At 64.8% G+C, this 18,601-nt stretch carries 11 protein-coding genes; 9 read left to right on the top strand and 2 right to left on the bottom strand.

What is annotated here, in order from left to right:
* Positions 1 to 29 precede the first annotated feature (29 nt).
* Positions 30 to 959 (bottom strand): outer membrane protein assembly factor BamD, encoded by a 930-nt coding sequence (locus U741_RS0109430; RefSeq protein ID WP_052378669.1) that lies wholly within the window; start codon positions 957 to 959, stop codon positions 30 to 32.
* Positions 960 to 1,004: 45 nt separating this feature from the next.
* Between U741_RS0109430 and rluD the strand changes: the two genes are divergently transcribed.
* The 5 genes from rluD (at position 1,005) to U741_RS0109455 (ending at position 9,008) form a co-directional block, all read left to right on the top strand.
* Positions 1,005 to 2,000 (top strand): 23S rRNA pseudouridine(1911/1915/1917) synthase RluD, encoded by a 996-nt coding sequence (gene rluD, locus U741_RS0109435; protein ID WP_200872704.1) that lies wholly within the window; start codon positions 1,005 to 1,007, stop codon positions 1,998 to 2,000.
* Positions 1,993 to 2,721 carry a peptidoglycan editing factor PgeF gene (pgeF, locus tag U741_RS0109440; RefSeq protein WP_029890228.1) on the top strand — a complete coding sequence of 243 codons (729 nt, stop codon included), beginning with the start codon at positions 1,993 to 1,995 and terminating at the stop codon, positions 2,719 to 2,721. Before rluD ends, pgeF begins: the two co-directional genes overlap by 8 nt.
* A 233-nt stretch (positions 2,722 to 2,954) precedes the next feature.
* Positions 2,955 to 5,258 carry a DUF1302 domain-containing protein gene (locus U741_RS0109445; RefSeq protein WP_029890229.1) on the top strand — a complete coding sequence of 768 codons (2,304 nt, stop codon included), beginning with the start codon at positions 2,955 to 2,957 and terminating at the stop codon, positions 5,256 to 5,258.
* Between the two features lie 154 nt (positions 5,259 to 5,412).
* A complete protein-coding gene (locus U741_RS0109450) occupies positions 5,413 to 6,405 on the top strand; it encodes a WD40/YVTN/BNR-like repeat-containing protein (protein ID WP_029890230.1) in 993 nt (330 codons plus the stop codon).
* A 26-nt stretch (positions 6,406 to 6,431) separates the two neighbouring features.
* Positions 6,432 to 9,008: an efflux RND transporter permease subunit gene (locus U741_RS0109455; RefSeq protein ID WP_052378670.1), complete on the top strand. Its 2,577-nt coding sequence runs from the start codon at positions 6,432 to 6,434 to the stop codon at positions 9,006 to 9,008.
* 895 nt (positions 9,009 to 9,903) lie between these two features.
* On the opposite strand, the gene gshA is transcribed toward U741_RS0109455, so the two are convergent.
* Positions 9,904 to 11,199, bottom strand: coding sequence for a glutamate--cysteine ligase (gshA, locus tag U741_RS0109465; RefSeq protein WP_029890232.1), 1,296 nt, complete (start codon positions 11,197 to 11,199; stop codon positions 9,904 to 9,906).
* A 176-nt stretch (positions 11,200 to 11,375) separates the two neighbouring features.
* Between gshA and U741_RS0109470 the strand changes: the two genes are divergently transcribed.
* The 4 genes from U741_RS0109470 to U741_RS0109485 are packed head-to-tail and all read left to right on the top strand — an operon-like array spanning position 11,376 to position 18,598.
* Positions 11,376 to 11,732, top strand: a complete 357-nt coding sequence (locus tag U741_RS0109470) for a response regulator (RefSeq protein ID WP_052379006.1) — start codon at positions 11,376 to 11,378, stop codon at positions 11,730 to 11,732.
* Positions 11,732 to 12,262 carry a chemotaxis protein CheW gene (locus tag U741_RS0109475; RefSeq protein ID WP_029890234.1) on the top strand — a complete coding sequence of 177 codons (531 nt, stop codon included), beginning with the start codon at positions 11,732 to 11,734 and terminating at the stop codon, positions 12,260 to 12,262. The genes U741_RS0109470 and U741_RS0109475 overlap by 1 nt, the downstream gene beginning before the upstream one ends.
* Positions 12,249 to 18,104, top strand: a complete 5,856-nt coding sequence (locus tag U741_RS17765; protein ID WP_043110250.1) for an Hpt domain-containing protein — start codon at positions 12,249 to 12,251, stop codon at positions 18,102 to 18,104. The genes U741_RS0109475 and U741_RS17765 overlap by 14 nt, the downstream gene beginning before the upstream one ends.
* Complete coding sequence (locus U741_RS0109485; RefSeq protein ID WP_029890235.1) at positions 18,101 to 18,598, top strand: chemotaxis protein CheW; 498 nt, start codon at positions 18,101 to 18,103, stop codon at positions 18,596 to 18,598. The genes U741_RS17765 and U741_RS0109485 overlap by 4 nt, the downstream gene beginning before the upstream one ends.
* Positions 18,599 to 18,601 lie beyond the last annotated feature (3 nt).

Below are 18,601 nucleotides of genomic sequence, written 5' to 3' on the forward strand. Positions count from 1 at the left end.
CGCGGCACTAAGTCGCCGCAGGTGACGCGTCAGCCAGTTTCGCCCGGCTCGGCCTCGGTCTCGGCGTCGCCACCGCTCAGCCCAAACCAGCTGCCGATGCGGGTGCCGATTCGTGCGAAGAAGCCCTGCTCGACCTGCGCCTCGCCCAGGTCGGCAGCGGTGGGCAGATTGTTGCCGCGCAGCAGCCGCTCGGTGGCCAGGGCCTGGTCGGTCAGCCCGAGGGTGCGCTGGGCGCGTTCCATCAGCGCCAGCGCCTCGGGCACCGAGGGGGTGCCGGGGTAGGTGGCAACGATATGCTCGGCGCGCTTGACCGCTGCCAGATATGCCCGGCGATCCATGTAAAAGCGCAGTGCGTGCATTTCGTGAGCGGCGATGCGGTTGCGCAGCGCAATCATCCGCTGGCGCGCGTCAGCGTTGTAGACGCTGTCGGGGAAACGTTGAATCAGCACCGCGTAATCATCAAACGCGCGCCGTGCAAAGCTGACGTCGTCCTGGGTGGTGTCGTAGCCCAGGCCGGACAAAAAGCCGTCACCGCGTGATTCGTTGATCAGCCCGCGCAGGTACTGCACGTAATCGTTGGCCGGGTGGCGGGGGTTGTCGCGCACGAAACGGTCCGCAGCGGCGATGGCCGTGTCGGGGTTGAAGGTGCGGTGCAGCGCGTAAATCTGCTCCAGCGAGGCCTGGGTCGAAAACGACGAAAACGGGAACTCGCCAATCAAACGGTCGTAGCGGGTCAGGGCGGTCTGAAAGTCACCGTCCTCCATCGCGCCGCGGGCGGCCCGATACAATTGCGCCACGGTCAGGTTTCTCTCGCGACCGCTTAGCGGTTGGTCGACGGGACCGGCGAACGGGCTGGTCGGCGGCAGCACCGGGTCGGCGTTGTCATCAGGCGTCGAAGCACAAGCACTCAATAGCGCGAGCGTTGAGATCACCATCAGGCGTTGCAGGCAGGAAATCATGGAAGCCAATCGTTGTGAGCTGCGGATGATCGTCGAGTATAGCCAATGACCGCTGTCGACCCCGAAGTGGCCGTCGACAGTGACGACGACTTGCTCACCATGCCGGTACCTGCCGAGTTGGGCGGGCAACGACTGGACGTGGTTTGCGCGCGACTGTTCGACCAATATTCGAGGGCGCGATTGCAGCAATGGATCGTTGAGGGTCGGGTCAAGGTCGATGGTGAAGTGCTGACCCGCTCGCGCGAACTGGTGGTTGAGGGCGGCCTGATCGAGCTCGATGCCGTGCCGCTACCCGACCACCGCGTCGAGCCGCAGGACATGCCGTTGGAGGTTGTTCACGCCGACGCCGATTTGGCCGTGATCTTCAAGCCCGCAGGTCTCACCGTGCACCCCGGTGCCGGTCAGCGTGATGGCACCTTGCAAAATGCGCTGCTGCACCATTTTCCGCAGAGCAATGCGATTCCACGCGCCGGCATCGTCCACCGGCTCGACAAGGACACCAGTGGTCTTTTGATGGTCGCGCTCACCCTGGAGGCGCATGCGTCGATGGTTGACCAGTTGGCGGCGCGCAGCGTGCAGCGCGAGTACGACGCGGTGACCCAGGGGCCGCTGATCGCCGGCGGCACAATTGATGCCCCCATCGGCCGTCACCCGCGCGAGCGCACCAAAATGGCGGTGGTGCCGCGCGGTGGGCGCGAGGCGGTCACCCACTACCGGGTCGAGCAGCACTTTGGCCACCACAGCCATGTGCGCGTGCAGCTTGAGACCGGGCGCACCCACCAGATACGGGTGCACTTCGCGCACATCCGTCATCCGCTGGTCGGTGACCTGACTTACGGCGCACACCGGGTGCGTGGCGGCGGACTGGACGAAGCCTTGCGCGAGCGGCTTGCGGCGTTTGACCGGCAGGCGCTGCACGCGCGGACCCTGGGTTTCGTGCATCCGCGTTCCGGCCAAGATGTGGTCTGGAGTCGCCCGCCGCCCGCCGACATGCAGGGCCTGCTGGACGCACTGGTTGAGCTCGACCCGCGCGATGACTGAACCGTTGCCGGTTTGGTCGCCGCCGGTCAATTTGCCCTCCGGTATTCGTCTTGTTCAGACCCTGCGCGGCGGCGAGGGCTGGGGCTTCAACCTCGCTGGCCACGTCGGCGCGCCGGCTGCTGAGGTCGCACGCCACCGCGCCCGCTTGCAGGCCCAACTGACCGGTATCGACCAGATCCAGTGGCTGACGCAGATCCACGGCATTGACGTCGTCGAGGCGCCCTCGGCTGTCAATGCCGAGGCCGATGCGCAATGGACGACGCAAGCCGGCGTGGCGTGCGTGGTAATGACGGCCGATTGCCTGCCTTTGTTGTTCTGGCGCGCCGACGCCTCGCTGGTCGGCGCCATTCATGCCGGCTGGCGCGGACTGGCGGCCGGGGTCATCGAGACCACCGTGCGCGCGCTGCCGCCCTCGGCATCGGCGCTGCAGGTGTGGTTGGGGCCGCGCATCGGCACGACGGCGTTCGAGGTGGGGGACGAGGTGCGCGCGGCCTTCGTCGCGCATTCCCCGGCCGCGTCGGCGGCGTTCGTGGCGTCATCACGTGCGGGCCACTGGCTGGGTGATCTGGGCGCGCTGGCACGGCTGCGATTGAAGGGTCTGGGCATCACTCACGTGACCGACAGTGCGGCGTGCACGGTCACCGAGTCGCAGCGTTGGTTTTCGTTTCGCCGAGACGGTCAATGCGGGCGCATGGCGAGTGTCATCTGGCGTGCGCAATAAATCCGCTTTAGGGTGATTTCACCGATTGCGTCCGGGCATTTTGATTGCGACACTTTCGTACAAATTAAGCACCGATTCACTGACGCGGGTCGCCGGTAATCGAGATGCCAAGCCGATTTCATCATCAAGACGGCGTGAGAGCAGGGCCACAGCCAAACGGCGCCGCAACCGAGGGAGTAGCGGATATGAAGAGATCACGGGGTGCGTCGTTACGGCGTGGTGCAGGCATCCTGATGTGTGCAGTCGGTGCCGGCTGGGGGAGCGCGGCGCAGGCCATCTTTGAGTTCGAGCTGGGCGGCGTGCCGTTCACCGTCAGCAACTTGGCCACCGCCGGCGCGCTGTGGCGCATGCAGGACCGCGATCTGTCGAACATTGGCAAGCCCAACGTGGCGGCGCTGCTGGGCAACGACCCGATCTGTGTCGAGCGTGTCGGTGATGACGGCGTCAGTGGTCCTGGGCCGCGCGGTGAAAACACGTTCATCGGCAACACCTGTAATCCGCAGGAAATGACCGGAGACATGAACGCCAACGATTTTTACATCGCGCAGCCAGGCTCGTTCACCCCCAACGCCGACGACGGCAACCTGAACTTCGCGAAAAATGACGTGGTGCATGCGGCGGCCAAACTGACCACGGACATCAACTTCACGATTTTTGACGCCAACGTGTTCGTTCGCACCCTGGCGCTGTTTGATGCCAACTACAACAGCCTTGACCAGTTTCACCCCGACACCACGCTTCAGGCGCGCGAGACGGCGTTTTCCAGCAGCGGTAAAGACGCCATTGCGCGAGAGCTGCGTTTTCTTGACGCGTTCATCAGCCGCAACTTCCTGATCGGCGAGAAGTTTGTCAGCGTCAAGGTGGGCCAGCAGGTGATCAACTGGGGCGAGTCGGCATTTCTGGTGCCGAATTCGCTGAACGCCCTCAACCCTGCGGACCAATCGCTGCTGCGCATCCCCGGCTTTGACGTGCGTGAGCTGCAGCGGCCGCTGGGCATGGTGACGATCAACGCCGAGCTGTTTACCAACCTCAACATGGAGCTGTTCTACGGCTACGAGTGGCGGCCGATCTCAACCGACCCGGTGGGCAGTTTCTTCTCGGTTTCCGACACCCTCGGACCGGGCGGTACGTACGCCATGCTGTCGTTCGGCAAGGCGCCGGAAGACCCTGGAATGGCCTACATTCCGGCCGGCGCTGACGACCCGTACCAGTTCGGCACGCGCGGCGTGTATCGCCCTGCCGACAATCCTGGCGACCCGGCATTCATTCTGAACTCGCAGGCCAGTCGCACGCTGCAACGTGATGGCGCTGAAGAATTCCGTCGCCGGCCCAGCGACACAGGTCAGTACGGCGCCGCCTTCCGCTACTTTGCCGAGGGTTTCAACAACGGCACCGAGTTCGGCCTTTACTTTGCGAACTATCACGCAAGGGTGCCCAGCGTCAGCGGTTTTGCCGCGCAGGACACCTGCCTACCGGCATCGCTTCCGCCGGGTGGTATTGCCACGGCCATCGTCCCGCTGGCGCTGGCCTGCGGCATTGACCCGGCGGCGCTCGGCGGCATTCTGCAGGGCGTTTTGCAGAACGGCGTCGATGGCGTGCAGATTCCATTCTCGGGTGAGGCGCTGCCGTTGGACACGGCGCGGCTGTTCGTCGAGTACCCGGAAGACATTCGCATGTACGGCATGTCGTTCAACACCACGGTGGGCAATTACGCGCTGGCTGGCGAGTATGTTTACCGCGACAACTTGCCGATCCAGGCGCACACGGTGGACTTGACCTTCGCCCTGCTGCAGCCGGCGTTTCCCGAAAACGACCTGGACCTGAGCATTGCCGTGCTGCCCGGTCGCCGCACGGCGGTACCGGACTTTTTGCAGACCACCTATCGCGGTGAGACGGTGCAGGCCGGTCAGTACGTGCAAGGCTGGGAGCCGATGGGCATTGGCCAGCTCAACCTCAACCTGTCGCGTCTGTTGGGTGCAGCCGAGAACCCGTTTGGTGCTTCGCAGATGACGCTGCTGCTGGAGCTGGGTTACACCCATCTGCCGGGCTTCCCTGACCTTGGTGTCTTCCAGGCCAATGGTGGTGGCGTAGACACCCACATTTCCGCCGGTGCCGACGGCAGTCTCGGCATCAACCCGTCGGACATTCGCGCCGATCCCAACGATCCAAGCAGTGACATTCGCACCAATCCCGAGCTGTTGCAGAACCCTCAGTCCCAGGCCGTGATCGATCGCTCGGGGTTCGGTACCGAGCATTCGTATGGTTATCGCCTGGTGACGCTGACGCGCTACAACAACGCCATTTTTGGCGCCAATCTCGAGTTTCTGGGCGCCTTCTTTCATGATGTGGGCGGCGTCGGTCCCGGCCTTGGCCAGAACTTCGTCGAAGGCCGCAAGCAGATCCTCGCGGGTCTGCGCTGGGACTATCAGGATCGCATCCTCGGTGAGCTCCGCTACACCTGGTTCACCGGCGGCGCCAACCGCGATGCGCTGCGTGACCGCGACAACTTGCTGGTGTTTTTGGGTTACGCCTTCTGAGCACTGTGCGGGGGCCGCGCGTCGCATGGCGCTGCGGTCAAACAATTTGCGCACGCCGGCCTACACTGGCGTGCGACGTCATTTCCGCAGGCGCAAATGACGAGATCAAGACCGGGGCGCAAATGACGCCTCTCATATCGGGGGATGGACCGTGATGAAACGTCGAATCGGATGGTTGATGGCGGCGCTGTTTGCCCCCGGCTTGGTAGCCCCTCCGGCCATTGCTCAAGATGACGACGCCCCGCCGATCCGCCCCCGACCTGCCGAAATTCAACCCCTGGCGCCGCAGTCGTTGCTACTCGATGTGGTCAACACCGGCCAGCGCTTGGTGGCGGTGGGTGATCGTGGCCACATTCTGGTGTCGGCGGACGGCAATGTCTGGGCACAGGTTGAAGTGCCGGTACGTTCGGCGCTGACCGCCGTGCAGTTTGCTGAAGACGGTCAGACCGGGTGGGCGGTGGGGCACGATGCGGTCATCGTGCACACCGACGATGGCGGCGCGAGCTGGTCGCTGCAGAACTTTGAACCCGAGCTCGAAAGCCCGTTTCTTGACTTGCTGGTGCTTGATGCTGACAGTGCCATCGTCGTCGGCACCTACGGCAAGATGCGTCGCACCGATGACGGCGGCGAAACCTGGAACCCGGTTGACGCGCCTGAGGTGGTCGAAGACGAGTTTCACCTCAACAGCATCACCCGCCTCGGCGATGGCAGCCTGTTCATCGCCGGCGAGATGGGTCTGCTCGCGGTGTCCAGCGATCAGGGCCAGACCTGGACCCGGCTGCCCTCGCCTTATGAAAGCTCGTACTTTGGCGCTTTGGGGACCGGCGGGGCCGGCGTGATGGTCTATGGCCTGCGCGGCACGCTGTACACCAACGATGACCCGGTCAATCAGCCCGAGGCCGAGGCTTGGCAGGAGATCGCAAGCGACAACGAGGCCACCATGTTCGGCGGTGCCCGGCTCGACGACGGACGGGCCGTGCTGGTCGGGCTCAATGGCGTGATCACGATCCTTGACGACCGGGAGATCGACGCTTTCCGCTCGGCGCGCGGCACGCCGCTCTCGGCGGTGATTCCCTTCGGCGATGGCCTGCTGGCGGTCGGCGAGTCCGGCGTGCAGCGGGCGCCGCTGTCGCTGTCCGACCGTTGATCTAACGAATAACAAGGAGAGGACTCATGGCAGCGCCATCCACCGTCGAAGCCGGCAGCCTGCAGGACAAGATTCTCAAGGTCATCGAGCCGCTGATTTACGGGCCTCGCAAGATCAACCTGCTCATCTTGCTGGTGCTCACCGTGTTGTTTGCGTGGTTTGCCTCAGGGACGCGGGTCGATGCGGGGTTCGACAAGTCGATCCCGCTCGATCACCCCTACATGGAGATCTACAAGCATTACGAAGCCGAGTTTGGGGGGGCCAACACGGTGTTGGTGGCGCTGATCCAGAAGGACGGCAGCATCTACAACGAGAAGTTTCTCGACAAGCTCAAGGCGGCCACTGACGAGGTGTTCTTTTTGCCAGGCGTTGACCGCTCCAGGGTGTCATCGCTGTTCACGCCAGACGTACGTTACATCGAGGTGGTCGAAGGCGGCTTTCGCGGCGGCAACGTGATTCCGGCCGAGTATCAGCCGACGCAGGAGTACTTCGACATCATTCGCGGGAATGTCGGCAAGGCCGGCATCATCGGTCGCTACACCACCGTCGACCAGCGCGGGGCAATGATCTTTGCCGAGCTGCTGGAAACCGATCCGGTCACCGGCGAAAAGCTCGACTACCGCGCGGTCGCCAAACAGCTTGAAGACACCATCCGTCAGTTCGAAGACGACGAGATCGAGGTGCACATTCTTGGTTTTGCCAAGGTCATCGGCGACGTCACTGATGCGGCCATGGAGGTGGTCGGCTTCTTCTTCGTCGCACTGGGGTTGACCTTCATTCTGCTGATTCTCTACCTCGGCAGTTTCAAGCTGTCGTGGCTGCCCCTGGTGTGCTCATTTGTGGCGGTGATCTGGGAGTTTGGCCTGCTCACCATGACCGGATTCGGGCTGGACCCGTTCGCCATTCTGGTGCCGTTCCTGATTCTCTCGGTGTCGGTTTCGCATGGCGTGCAGTACACCAGCAGCTGGGTGTCAGAACTGGCGACTGGCAAAAACAGCTATGACGCCTCGCTGGAAACCTTCCGCCGGTTGGCGATTCCGGGCACCACGGCACTGATCACCGACGCGGCTGGCTTCTTGACCATCGCGCTGATCCCCATCGACGTCATTCGCGAGATGGCGATCAACGCCACCTACGGCATGATCGCCATCATCATCACCAACAAGGTGTTGATGCCGATCTGGCTGACCTACATTTCGGTGAGTGACGTTGATGCCTTCCTGAAAAAACAGGAATCGCGCGAGGCGGTGCTCAACCCGATCTTCCGCGCCATGACCGTCGTCACGCGGCCGGTCCCGGCCGCCATTGTCATCCTCATGGCGGCCTCGGCTTTTGGCTGGGCGTCCTGGAAAGGCAAGGACATGATCTACGGCGATGCCCAGGCCGGCGTGCCCGAGCTGCGCCCGGACTCACGCTACAACCAGGATACGGCGGCAGTGGTTGAGAATTTTTCCATCGGCACGGACATCCTCAAGGTCATTGCCGAAACCTCACCCGATGCCTGCATCCGTCACGACGTGATGTCGCAGATTGACCGCTTCGCCTGGACGCTGCAAAACGTCGAGGGTGTGCAGTCTTACGTGTCCTTGCCTTGGGCCGCCAAGCAGGTCACGGCTGCCTTCAACGAGGCTTCGCCCAAGCACCACATCTTGCCGCGCAACCAGTACGTCATGGTGCAGGCGATCACGCCGATACCGACCACCTCGGGTCTGCTGAACCCCGATTGCTCGGCGATGGCGGTGTTCCTGTTCATGGGGGATCACAAGGCCACGACCATTACCCGCGCCACCGACGCGGTGAAGGACTTCAACGCCCGTAACGCCGCCGAGTACTACGAGGACCACCCGGATGCCAGCGCCTCGGACTGCGAGGCCAAGACGGCCAAGCGACGCGAGTTTGGCAACCTGCGTCTGGACCTGCGCCACCTCACTGAAAAGCTGCGGGCAGACGGCGCATCTGACGCCGAAGTGGACGCAGATCCACAGGTGCAGGCGCTGCGCGAACGCGAAATCGTCGAAGTCGAAACCTGGAAAGGCATGACCGCTGACTGTCCGGTCAACTTTGCGCTGGCCACTGCCAACGTCGGCGTCATGGCGGCGACCAATGAAGTGGTCAAGGACAAAGAAATCCAGGTGGTGTTGTTCGTCTACTTGGTGATCGTGGTGTTCCTGTTCATCTCGTTCCGCAACCTTGCCGGCGTGCTGTCGATTCTGCTGCCGCTGGTGGTGGTGTCGCAGCTCATTTACGGCGTTATGGCCTTGACCGACATAGGCATGAAGGTGGCCACCTTGCCGGTTGCCGCCCTGGCGGTGGGTATCGGCATCGACTACGGCATCTACATCTACTCGACCATTGAGGAGTTTGTCCGCAAGGGCAAATCGCTCACCGAGGCGTACTACGAAACGCTACGCATGACCGGCAAGCCGGTGATCTTTACCGGTCTGGTGCTCACCGGCTCGGTGTCGACCTGGCTGCTTTCGGGCCTGCAGTTCCAGGCTGACATGGGCGTGCTGCTGATGTTCGCCTTCTTCGCCAACATGCTCGGCGCGATCTTCGTCTGCCCGGCAATCTGCCGCTACACCATGAAGCTGCCGAATGGGTGAGGGGCCGCGCTTGGCGAGTGCCAGTGGCACTCGCTGCGGCCCCGAACGCCCGGCCACGGACGGCCGGGCCGGGGTTCATTCGGGCGGTGAAGTCGCGCCAGGGATGGCTTCTTGAGGTTTGTTCGCAGCTAGCGTGCCAGTGGCACTCGCTGCGGCCTCGAACGCCCGGCCACGGACGGCCGGGCCGGGGCTTATTCCGGCGGTGGGTTTGCTTCCTGCGCGACCTGATTAACCGTTCTTGATTCTGATTCTGGAAGCGGCGGGTTTCATGACCCCCAACGCCAACTTGATGGTTCAGTGGCCGGGACTGCCCCCGGCGGGGCACTCACTTTTCTACTGCTAGAAAAGTAAGCAAAAGAGCCACCCCATGTTTCGGCTTTGGGCTTGCAGCCCAAAGGCCCCTGCGCTTCTCGCGTCAGGCGGGCTTGCGCAAACTCGCTATCGCTCAGACAAGCGCAAGCCTTGATCGCCTGCCGCTCCGATGCTCGGCCGAAACAAAGGGGGAGAACGTCAAAGGCAAAAGCAGCGCGCCCTGACGCTTTGGCTTTTGCTGTTCAACCCCCGTCTGACCGGGCTGAGCATCGCAGCAGCGGAGGGACCAGATTCGCGGTTGTCTGAGCGAAGCGAGTTCCGCGAATCCCCTCCGTTGCGAGAAGCACAGGGCACCCCGCGCAGCGGGGCCCGGCAGTGGGGCACCTTCTTTTGGTTCCCTTTTCTTGGTGTCAAGAAAAGGAACTGCACCGCCGGGGGCAATCCCGGCCAACTGAACCTTCAAACGAGCAGTGAGGGTTTTGAAACCAAAATAGGCCCAGCAATCGCAGCAAACCGAACCATTCGAGCAGCGATGAGGGCCTTGAAACTCACCGAGACGCACCCCTCGCCGACGTGGCCTGACTCAGCTCATCGCACCCAGCGCCTCCGCTTCCCGGCTCGCGGCGAGCGCCGCTAAGCGGGCGATGACGCCATAGGCGTAGAAGCGGTTGGGCTGGTCATCTGGCGCGGCCCCGGGCTCGGGATGGTTGCCGCACTCTTCGAAGGCCAGCGGCTCGAAGCGCATGCCGGGCGCATTGAGGTTTTCGTCGGCACCGCGCTGGCTGTTGAGCCGGTAGAAGCCGCCGACCACGTGTTGGTCGATCATGTACACCACCGGTTCGGCGGTGGCGTTGTCATCGCCCATACGCTCAAGGGTGGGCACGCCTTCTTGCAGAATGGCGCCGGTGACGGCGTTGCCCTCTTTGGCGCTGGACATGTGCGTGCGGGCGCGGCGATTCATTTCGCGCACGTCATCGACCGAGCGTGCGGTCATCACGCCCATCCCATAGGTCCCGGTGTCGGACTTGACGATGACGAACGGCTCGGAATCGATCTCGTATTCCTTGTATTTTTCCTTGATGTCGGCCAGCAGGCGCTCGACATTGCTGATCAGGCACTCTTCGCCTTCACGCTTGAGGAAGTTGATCTGCCCGCAGTTGCGAAACATCGGATCGATGAACCACGGATCGAGCTCAAGCAGCGCCGAAATCTCGGCCGCCACCTCGCGGTAAAAGCCGAAGTGCCGCGACTTGAGGCGCGCGTGCCAACCCAGCCCTGCCGGCGGCAACACGGTCTGCTCCAAGCCTTTGAGAATCTCGGGCAAGCCGGCCGACAGGTCGTTGTTGAGCAGGATCGCGCAGGGGCTGGTGTCGCCAACGCGCAAGCGGTTGCCGTCGCGCACCAGCGGTTCGTAGGTGAGGCTACGGCCCGACACCGGCAGCTCGATTTGCGTCGGCGCGGTGATTTCAGGCGACAGCGACCCGATGCGGACCCGGTAGCCGGCCTTGCTCAACAGGGCATGCAACTGGGCGGCGTTTTCAAGATAGAAGTGGTTGCGGGTGTGATTTTCGGGCACCAGCACGATCTGCCGCGCCTCGGGGCACAGGCCCTTCAGTGCCGCCTGCAGCGCCAGAATGCACAGCGGCTCGAATGACGCGCTGAGGTTGTTGAAGCCGCCCGGGAACAGATTGGTGTCGACCGGCGCCAGCTTGAAGCCGGCGTTGCGCAGGTCGGTCGATGCGTAGAACGGCGCCGGTGTCTTGCGCCACTGCTGGCGGAACCACGCTTCGATGTCGGCCGAGCGCTCGATCAGGCGCGTTTCCAGCGACAGCAGCGGGCCCATGTTGGCGGTGGCAAGGCGGGGAACGGGAGGCGTCATGGTGCAGGCACACTCGATTTGAAAGGTGCGCAGTGTAGCGCCGCAGCTCGGGCAGGCCGATGATTGCCGGGCGGGGCTGGGAGTGTGCTAAAACGCAGTTCAAGTAAGCCAAGAAACTGTCGTCAAAAGGGAGTGGATCGCCTGTGTCCGAGGAGCAACGCTCAGCCGTGCGCATCATGGTGGTAGACGACAGTCAGACGATCCGGCGAACCGCCGAGTCGCTGCTGACCAAAGCTGGTTACGAAGTGGTGACCGCACAAGACGGTTTCGAAGCGCTGGCGGTGTTAGCGCGCAGCGTGCCTTCGCTTGTTTTCATTGACATCATGATGCCGCGCCTCGACGGGTATCAGGCTTGCGCGCTCATCAAGGGTAGCGCGCAGTTCGCAAAAATTCCGGTGATCATGCTGTCGTCCAAAGACGGGTTGTTTGATCGCGCGCGCGGCCGACTGGTGGGCTCCGACCAGTACCTCACCAAGCCCTTCACCCGCGAAGAGCTTCTCGCTGCGGTCGAGTCCCACCTCGGGGCCGCTTGATGTCGCAGGGTCCGTTCGAGTCTCTGCTGGCGCTGGACGCGCAGCTGCGGTTGCTCCGCGTCGACCTTGCCACCGAGGCTGCGACCCGCTGGAAGGGGCTGATGGTGCGGGTCGGCAGCGAGTCGCTGCTCGTACCGCAGGCTGATGTCAGCGAGGTCATTCCGCCACCACCCGCCACCCTGATTCCCAATGCCCGCGCCTGGCTGCGCGGCGTTGGCAACCTGCGCGGCCAGTTGCTGACCCTGGTCGACCTGAAGGCGTTGATCGGCGACGGTCACACCGCACCGGGCCGTTTGCAGCGCACTTTGGTGGTCAACACCCAACCGCAGTGGTTGGGGTTTCTGGTCGATGAGGTTGTCGGCTCGCGCAGCTTCGACGTCAGCGACCAGTGCGAGTGGGCGTCCACCGAGGGGGACCCGTGGATGGCCGTGACACTTGGTGCCCTGCGCACCCCCGAGACCGGCGCGCTGCGCGTCATCAGCCTGCACAAACTGGCAGCCAGCGAGCGGGTGCGACATGCCGGCTGGTGAGCGCGCCGTGTCGCTGATGACGCCGCTGCCCGAGGGCTATCGGGTGCTGTGGATACGGCCCGAGATCGATGCCTGTCTGATCAAGGTGCGGCTGGCCATTGAGCGTCACGTTGAAGGTCACGACGGCACCGCGCCGCTGAGTGATGCGATGGCCGTGCTGCAACAACTGCAGGGCGTCGCCGAGATTTTGCCGTGGGTTAGCCTGCGGCTGAGCTTCGAGGGCATGGCCGAGGTGCTCAGCCGTCGCAGCGGCATGGTGGCCGGCGGCGGCGACCATCTCAGCACCAATGATGTCGGCCTGAGCGCGGTGCTCAGCGGCTGTGTGCTGATTCCCGATTACCTTGACCTGCTGGCGCGTGGTCAGGCCGACTCGCCGCTGCTGTTGCTGCCGCTGATCAACGAGCTGCGCCTTGCGGTCAACCGGCCCCTGGTCAGCGAGTCGGCGATCATCGCCCGGCAGTTGGCACTGCACCCGTGGCCGGCGCGTGATGGCGCTGCCCAGGCGCGTGCCAGCCAGATGCCAGCGCTGGCACGCAAGGCGTCAGCGTATTACCAGTCGTCGCTGCTGGCCGTGATGCGCGAGCAATCTGACGCGCGCGCCCATTGGGGCCGTCTCGGCAAGCTCTCCGAACAATTGGCAGCCGCCACGCCGCACTTGCCGTCTTACTGGTTGTGGACTGCGATGGCCGCCGTGGTCGAGGCGGTGCTGACCCAGGGCTTGGACTTTGGCATGGAGCTGCGTCGCCAACTGGGCACCGTCGGCCAGCAACTCAAGCTGCTCGGAGAGCAGCCCGCCGAGGCCGATGCCCAGGCGGCCAAGCTCGCGACCACCCTGATGTATTTCGTGGCCCGTGCCTTGCCGCGTGGCCGTCGTGTGATGGCAGCGCAGGCCGCATGGCGGCTGTTCGACTGGGTGCCCGACGACCGCACCGTTGAGCGTCGCCGCGCGCAACTGCAGGGGCCCAACGCACGTCTTTTGGCGCAGGTGACGCGCGAAATCAAGGCCGATCTTACCGAGGCCAAAGACGCGATTGACCTCGCAGTTCGCACCGCCGAACCCAGCCACCTTGAAACCGCCGAACGGTCACTGTCACAGGTGGCCGACACGCTGCGCGGTCTGGGGCTGCGGGTGCTCGGCGGTCACGTCGCGCGTCAATGCCTGCAGTTGGGCGCGCTCAAGCTCACGGCGGATGTGGCCGGCTGGGAGGCGTTGGCGGCAAACCTGCTGCGCGTCGAGTCGAGTCTGGAGCGCGAGTTGTTTGGCCAGCTGGGTGGCCTGGTGCCGCCGATGAATCCGGAGTTGGGCGAGCTGCCCAACCCGACGCTCGAAGACAGCCGGGCTGCGTTGATCAGCGTTGCCCTTGGCGACATCGCCCGCGCGCGTGGCGCGCTGGACACCGCGTTTCGCCGGCGTGAGCCTGCCGGTCTGGCTGACGTGCCGGCGGTGCTTGAGCGGGTTGCGCTGACCCTGCCGATCATCGACCAACTGACCCTCGCCACCGCGCTGAACGGCCTCGCCGAGGTGGCCTTGCACCCGGCGCTGGTGCTCGAGGGCCCGGAGACCCCGGTGGCGCGGCTGTTCGCGCTGATCCTCACCCGTGTCGAACTGACGCTCGAAGCCCTGCGCGACGGCCTGGATATCCCGGCCGTTTCGGCTGCCGCTGACCCATTTGGCGAGATCGACCTGTTGTTGGCCGATTTACGGGCGTTGTTACCGGCGCACGGTTCACGCGCCCCGGTTGCGCCGCCGGCACCCGAGATGGCGTCAAAGGACACCCACGCCATCGATCCCGAGCTGCGCGAGATTTTCGGCGAAGAGGCCGGCGAAGTGTTGATGACCCTCAATGGCGTCATCCCGGCGTGGCTCAGGCAGCCCGAGCGTTCCGAGGCGCTGGTGGTGATCCGGCGCGCGTTCCATACCCTGAAAGGGTCGGGCCGCATGGTCGGTGCCGATGATCTCGCCGACTACGCCTGGGCCGTCGAGCGGGTGCTCAATGCCGTGCTCGACAGCGCCCTCGACATTCGCCCGGACGTCATCGCCCTCGTCACCCGCGCGCACGCGGCGCTGCCAACGCTGATCGCCCGGTTCCGCGATGGCGAGGCCATGCCCGCAGACGTGTCCACCCTGATTGAAGATGCGCGACTCTGTCTTGACGGGCCGCGTGTCACGCCGGAGATGCGCGTCGCGTTCGTCGAAGACGCCGGCGAAAAAATCGATCAGATTGGTGCATGGCTGCAGCAGCCCGGCACCCATTCGAATGTGCCCGATCCGGTGATCCGCGCGTTCCACACCCTGCGCGGCGCCTCCGGGGTTGTTGGATTGGCGTCATTGGCCGAAGTCGCCGCCGAATGCGAACACTGGCTCGACGGGTTGCGTGCGATCAGTCAGCGCCCTGACGCAGAAGCCTGCGCGGTACTGGCCGAGGTGCTCACCGAGGCGCGCGCGTGGGTCGCCACCGTGACCCGCAGCGACGCCGAGGCCCCTGACGCCGCGCCGATGATGGCGCGACTGCGGCAGGTGCAAACCCGGGCGCCGGAGGCTGTCAAGGCGGTGGTCGCGGCGCGCGAGCTGGTCGACATCTTCTCGATGGAAGCACTGGACCTCATCGACAAGACCGAGGCCCTGTCACGCGCCTGGGCACAGGATCCCGAGCGCGACGACCTGCTCGAGGCGATGCAGCGCGAACTCCACACCCTGGCCGGTTCAGCAGCGGTGTCCGGTGTGCCGGCACTCGCCCACGTGGCGCGTGCCCTGCAACGCCGGCTCGGCGACGTGACGCCCGGTCCCGGGGTCTTCGCCCAGCTGCCGATGATCTTCGAGGCGATGATGCAGTTGCTCGACGCCTATCGCGACGGGCGTGCCCCGGCTGCGGCGCCGGACCAGCTGGAGCGCATTGCCCGGCTTGGGGTCGACGAGGCGCCGCAGCAGGCCGACCTGGGTGTGACTGCTGACGCGAAGCCGCCCACGCCGGTTGCCGCAGGAACCGAAGTCGAAGACGAAGCTGCGCCGCCGGCGACGTCCGATGCGACGCTCGAAGCGGTCGTCGAGGCGGCTGTCGAGGCGGAGGTCGATCCTGACGACGACCAGACCTTGGAAGCGATTTTCTTCGCCGAGGCCCACGAGCTGCTCGACGCATTTGACGACTTGGCGCGAAGCTGGTCGCTGCACCCTGAAGCGCCTGAGCCGGCCACCGAGACCCAGCGTGTGCTGCACACCCTCAAGGGCAGTGCGCGCATGGCCGGTTACGCCGACTTTGGCGATGTCGCCTCGCGGCTTGAAATACAGATCAAAGCCCTGCAGGGCCAGACGCCGCCGCCGGGCGTGTTCAGTCGTCTCACCGACATCGCCGAGCGACTGCAGTCGGGTCTGCGCGCGTTGCAACATGGATCGACCCACGCCTTTGCACTGTGGGACGACGCTGCCCTGGACCTGCGCAGCCCTGCAGAAACACCGGCCGAGGTCGAGGCACCAATTGCCGATGCCGAGCCGGTCGCTACGCTTGAAGCGGCACCGTTTACCGAACTCACGCGCCTCGACACGGCGGGCGACGACGCTGACCAGGCTGAGTTGCTGGCGATCTTCTCCGAAGAAGCCAGCGAGTTGATCGATGCGCTCGAGGCTGCATTTGGGCGCTGGCGGCAGAACAGCGCCGACGCCAGCCCACGAGGCGATTTGCTGCGTGCCCTTCACACCCTCAAGGGCGGCGCCGGCATGTGCGGTTGGTCGGCGCTCTCGGACCGCGCGCATGCGCTCGAAACCGAGCTGGAACGCCAGGAGCGCGCAGGCCAGACACTCACCGAGCCGGCCACGCTGAACGCGGTCGGACAGGCGATCAGCGATCTGGCACAAGAGTCGCTGAAGCCGCCGGTCAGCCTCGCCGCACTGGCGGCGGCCGCACCCAGTCAACCGATGCGCGCCGCTGCGCCATCCGCGTGGGACCCGCGCCTGTTCTTCGTCCCCGAGTACGAGGCCGACAGCGCCGTGTCGCGACAGGAAACCGCACGCGTTGCGGTCGAACGACTCGACGGCATGCTCAACGAGGTCGGCGAGGCGTCGATCATCCGTGCACGACTCGAAGCGCAGATGACCCAGGCGCGCAGCCAGCTCAACGAAATGGCGCAGTCGGTTGATCGTTTGCGTGACCAGTTGCGCCAGATGGACGCCGAAACCGACGCCCAGATCCGCGCCCGTGGTCTGGCCTCCAGCACCGCCGAGCAGGACCGCTACGCCAGCGACTTTGACCCGCTCGAAATGGACCGCTACACGCGTATGCAGGAGTTGTCGCGCTCGCTCAACGAATCGCTGGGCGACATCGCAGGCTTGCAGGACACCCTCAACGCCGTGGTCGGCGACAGCGAAACCTTGCTGGTGCAGCAGAACCGCGTCAACACCCAGCTGCAGCAAGGGCTGATGGGCACCTTGATGGTGCCGTTTTCGCGGCAGATTCCGCGCCTGCAGCGCGTGGTGCGCAGCACGGCGCTCGAACTGGGCAAGCAGGCCAACCTGCAGGTCATCGGTGAAGAAGCCGAGCTTGACCGCAACGTGCTCGAGCGCATGACCGCGCCACTGGAGCACCTGTTGCGCAACGCCGTGGTGCACGGCATCGAGACCCCCGAGCAGCGTGCCGAGGCCAACAAGCCGCCGGTGGGGCTGGTGACGCTGACCCTGCAACGCGAGGGCAGCGAACTGTTGATGGTGCTCAGCGACGATGGTGGCGGGCTCGACCACGACCGCATCGAGGCCATCGCGGTGCAAAAAGGTTTGCTGGCCGCGCCGCTGGACCCCGGCGCGCCGCAGCGTGAGATCGACCTGGCGAGCTTTATTTTTGAACCGGGTTTCTCCACGGCCGCAACCGTCACCCAGGCCGCCGGGCGTGGCATCGGTATGGACGTGGTGGCCGCTGAGGTGAAGCAGTTGGGCGGTACGCTGGGCGTGGTCTCGACACGGCACAAGGGCGCGCGCTTCCAGGTTCGTCTGCCGCTGACTCTGGCGGTATCGCACGCGCTGCTGGTGCGTGTCGCCGAGCGCCCCTACGCATTGCCGCTGGCCAACATTGAAGGGGTGGTCCGCGTACCGCTCAATGAGCTGCCGCGCCACCTGTCGACCAGCACGCCCGAGCCGGTAATGTACGGCGGCAGCCCCTATCAGCTACGACGTCTTAGTGACCTGCTGGGCGTGGCGGCGCATCCTATCGCGGTTGACCAGAACACCGTGCAGGCGGTGATGCTGCGTGCCAGTGAAGGCCCGATAGGCGGCGGCCGCACGGCCTTGCTGGTTGATGCGGTGATCGGCAATCGCGAAATCGTCGCCAAGCCGCTGGGCCCCATCGTCAGCGCCATCAACGGCATCAGCAGCGCCACCATCCTGCCGGACGGGCAGGTGGTGCTGATTCTTGATGCGGTGGCGCTGGCCCAGGCCCGTGCCCGTCAGCAGCGCGCCCAGCCGCGCGCTGACCGCGTCGGCAGCACGCCGTTGATCATGGTGGTGGATGACTCGATCACCATCCGCCGCGTCACCCAGCGCCTGCTTACCCGCAATGGCCTGCGGGTGGTCACCGCCAAGGATGGACTCGACGCCATGGCGCAGCTGGCCACGGTGGCGCCGGCAGCGATTCTGCTCGACATTGAAATGCCGCGTGCCGACGGCTTCGAGGTGGCCAGCTATGTGCGAAACACCGAGCGTCTGGCGCGCATTCCCATCGTTATGATCACCTCGCGTTCGGGCGACAAGCACCGCAGTCGCGCCGAAGCCATCGGTGTCAACCGCTACCTCATCAAGCCTTATCAGGAAGGGGAGTTGATGGACGCGCTGAAAACCCTGCTGCCCGGTTTGACGGCATGAACGCCACCGTGACAGAGCGGGTCGATGTGCTCTACGCGGCACTGATTCCGCTGGAGCAGGGCAGCGCGCTGTTACCCAACTCGGCGCTGCTGGACGTCCTGCCCATCGCCTTGCTTGAGCCGCTGGCTGACACGGCACCGACCGCCGACCTGGCCGGCTTTTGTGGTTGGGTGCCGCACCGGGGTCAGCGGTTGCCGGTGCTGCAATTTGAAACCCTGTTGGGGCACGACAGCGCACCGCCGAGCGTGCGTGGACGGCTGGTGGTGTTGCAGGGCCTGTCATCGACCGAGGCGCGGGTTGTGCTGATTGCCCAGGCCGCGCCGCGTCGAGTGACGCTCAGTCAGCAGGTGCTCACGGCGGACACCGCCGGGGCCGACGGCGATGCGTTCGTTGCGGGCCGCTGCCGCATTGCCCGGCAGCCGGTGATCATTCCCGACCTGGCGGCGCTGGAGCAGCATGGGGCCACACTGGCGGCGCGTGCCGAAGCGGTCTGACAC

It is taken from the genome of Polycyclovorans algicola TG408 (genome assembly GCF_000711245.1).
Taxonomy (GTDB): Bacteria; Pseudomonadota; Gammaproteobacteria; order Nevskiales; family Nevskiaceae; genus Polycyclovorans; species Polycyclovorans algicola.

Excerpts from the sequence above, each read along its gene's own strand:
- U741_RS0109445 (WP_029890229.1), top strand. The coding sequence starts at position 2,955 with ATGTGTGCAGTCGGTGCCGGCTGGGGGAGCGCGGCGCAGGCCATCTTT.
- rluD (WP_200872704.1), top strand. The coding sequence starts at position 1,005 with ATGACCGCTGTCGACCCCGAAGTGGCCGTCGACAGTGACGACGACTTG.
- U741_RS17765 (WP_043110250.1), top strand. The coding sequence starts at position 12,249 with ATGCCGGCTGGTGAGCGCGCCGTGTCGCTGATGACGCCGCTGCCCGAG.
- gshA (WP_029890232.1), bottom strand. The coding sequence starts at position 11,199 with ATGACGCCTCCCGTTCCCCGCCTTGCCACCGCCAACATGGGCCCGCTG.
- U741_RS0109450 (WP_029890230.1), top strand. The coding sequence starts at position 5,413 with ATGAAACGTCGAATCGGATGGTTGATGGCGGCGCTGTTTGCCCCCGGC.
- U741_RS0109430 (WP_052378669.1), bottom strand. The coding sequence starts at position 959 with ATGATTTCCTGCCTGCAACGCCTGATGGTGATCTCAACGCTCGCGCTA.
- pgeF (WP_029890228.1), top strand. The coding sequence starts at position 1,993 with ATGACTGAACCGTTGCCGGTTTGGTCGCCGCCGGTCAATTTGCCCTCC.
- U741_RS0109485 (WP_029890235.1), top strand. The coding sequence starts at position 18,101 with ATGAACGCCACCGTGACAGAGCGGGTCGATGTGCTCTACGCGGCACTG.
- U741_RS0109470 (WP_052379006.1), top strand. The coding sequence starts at position 11,376 with ATGGTGGTAGACGACAGTCAGACGATCCGGCGAACCGCCGAGTCGCTG.
- U741_RS0109475 (WP_029890234.1), top strand. The coding sequence starts at position 11,732 with ATGTCGCAGGGTCCGTTCGAGTCTCTGCTGGCGCTGGACGCGCAGCTG.
- U741_RS0109455 (WP_052378670.1), top strand. The coding sequence starts at position 6,432 with ATGGCAGCGCCATCCACCGTCGAAGCCGGCAGCCTGCAGGACAAGATT.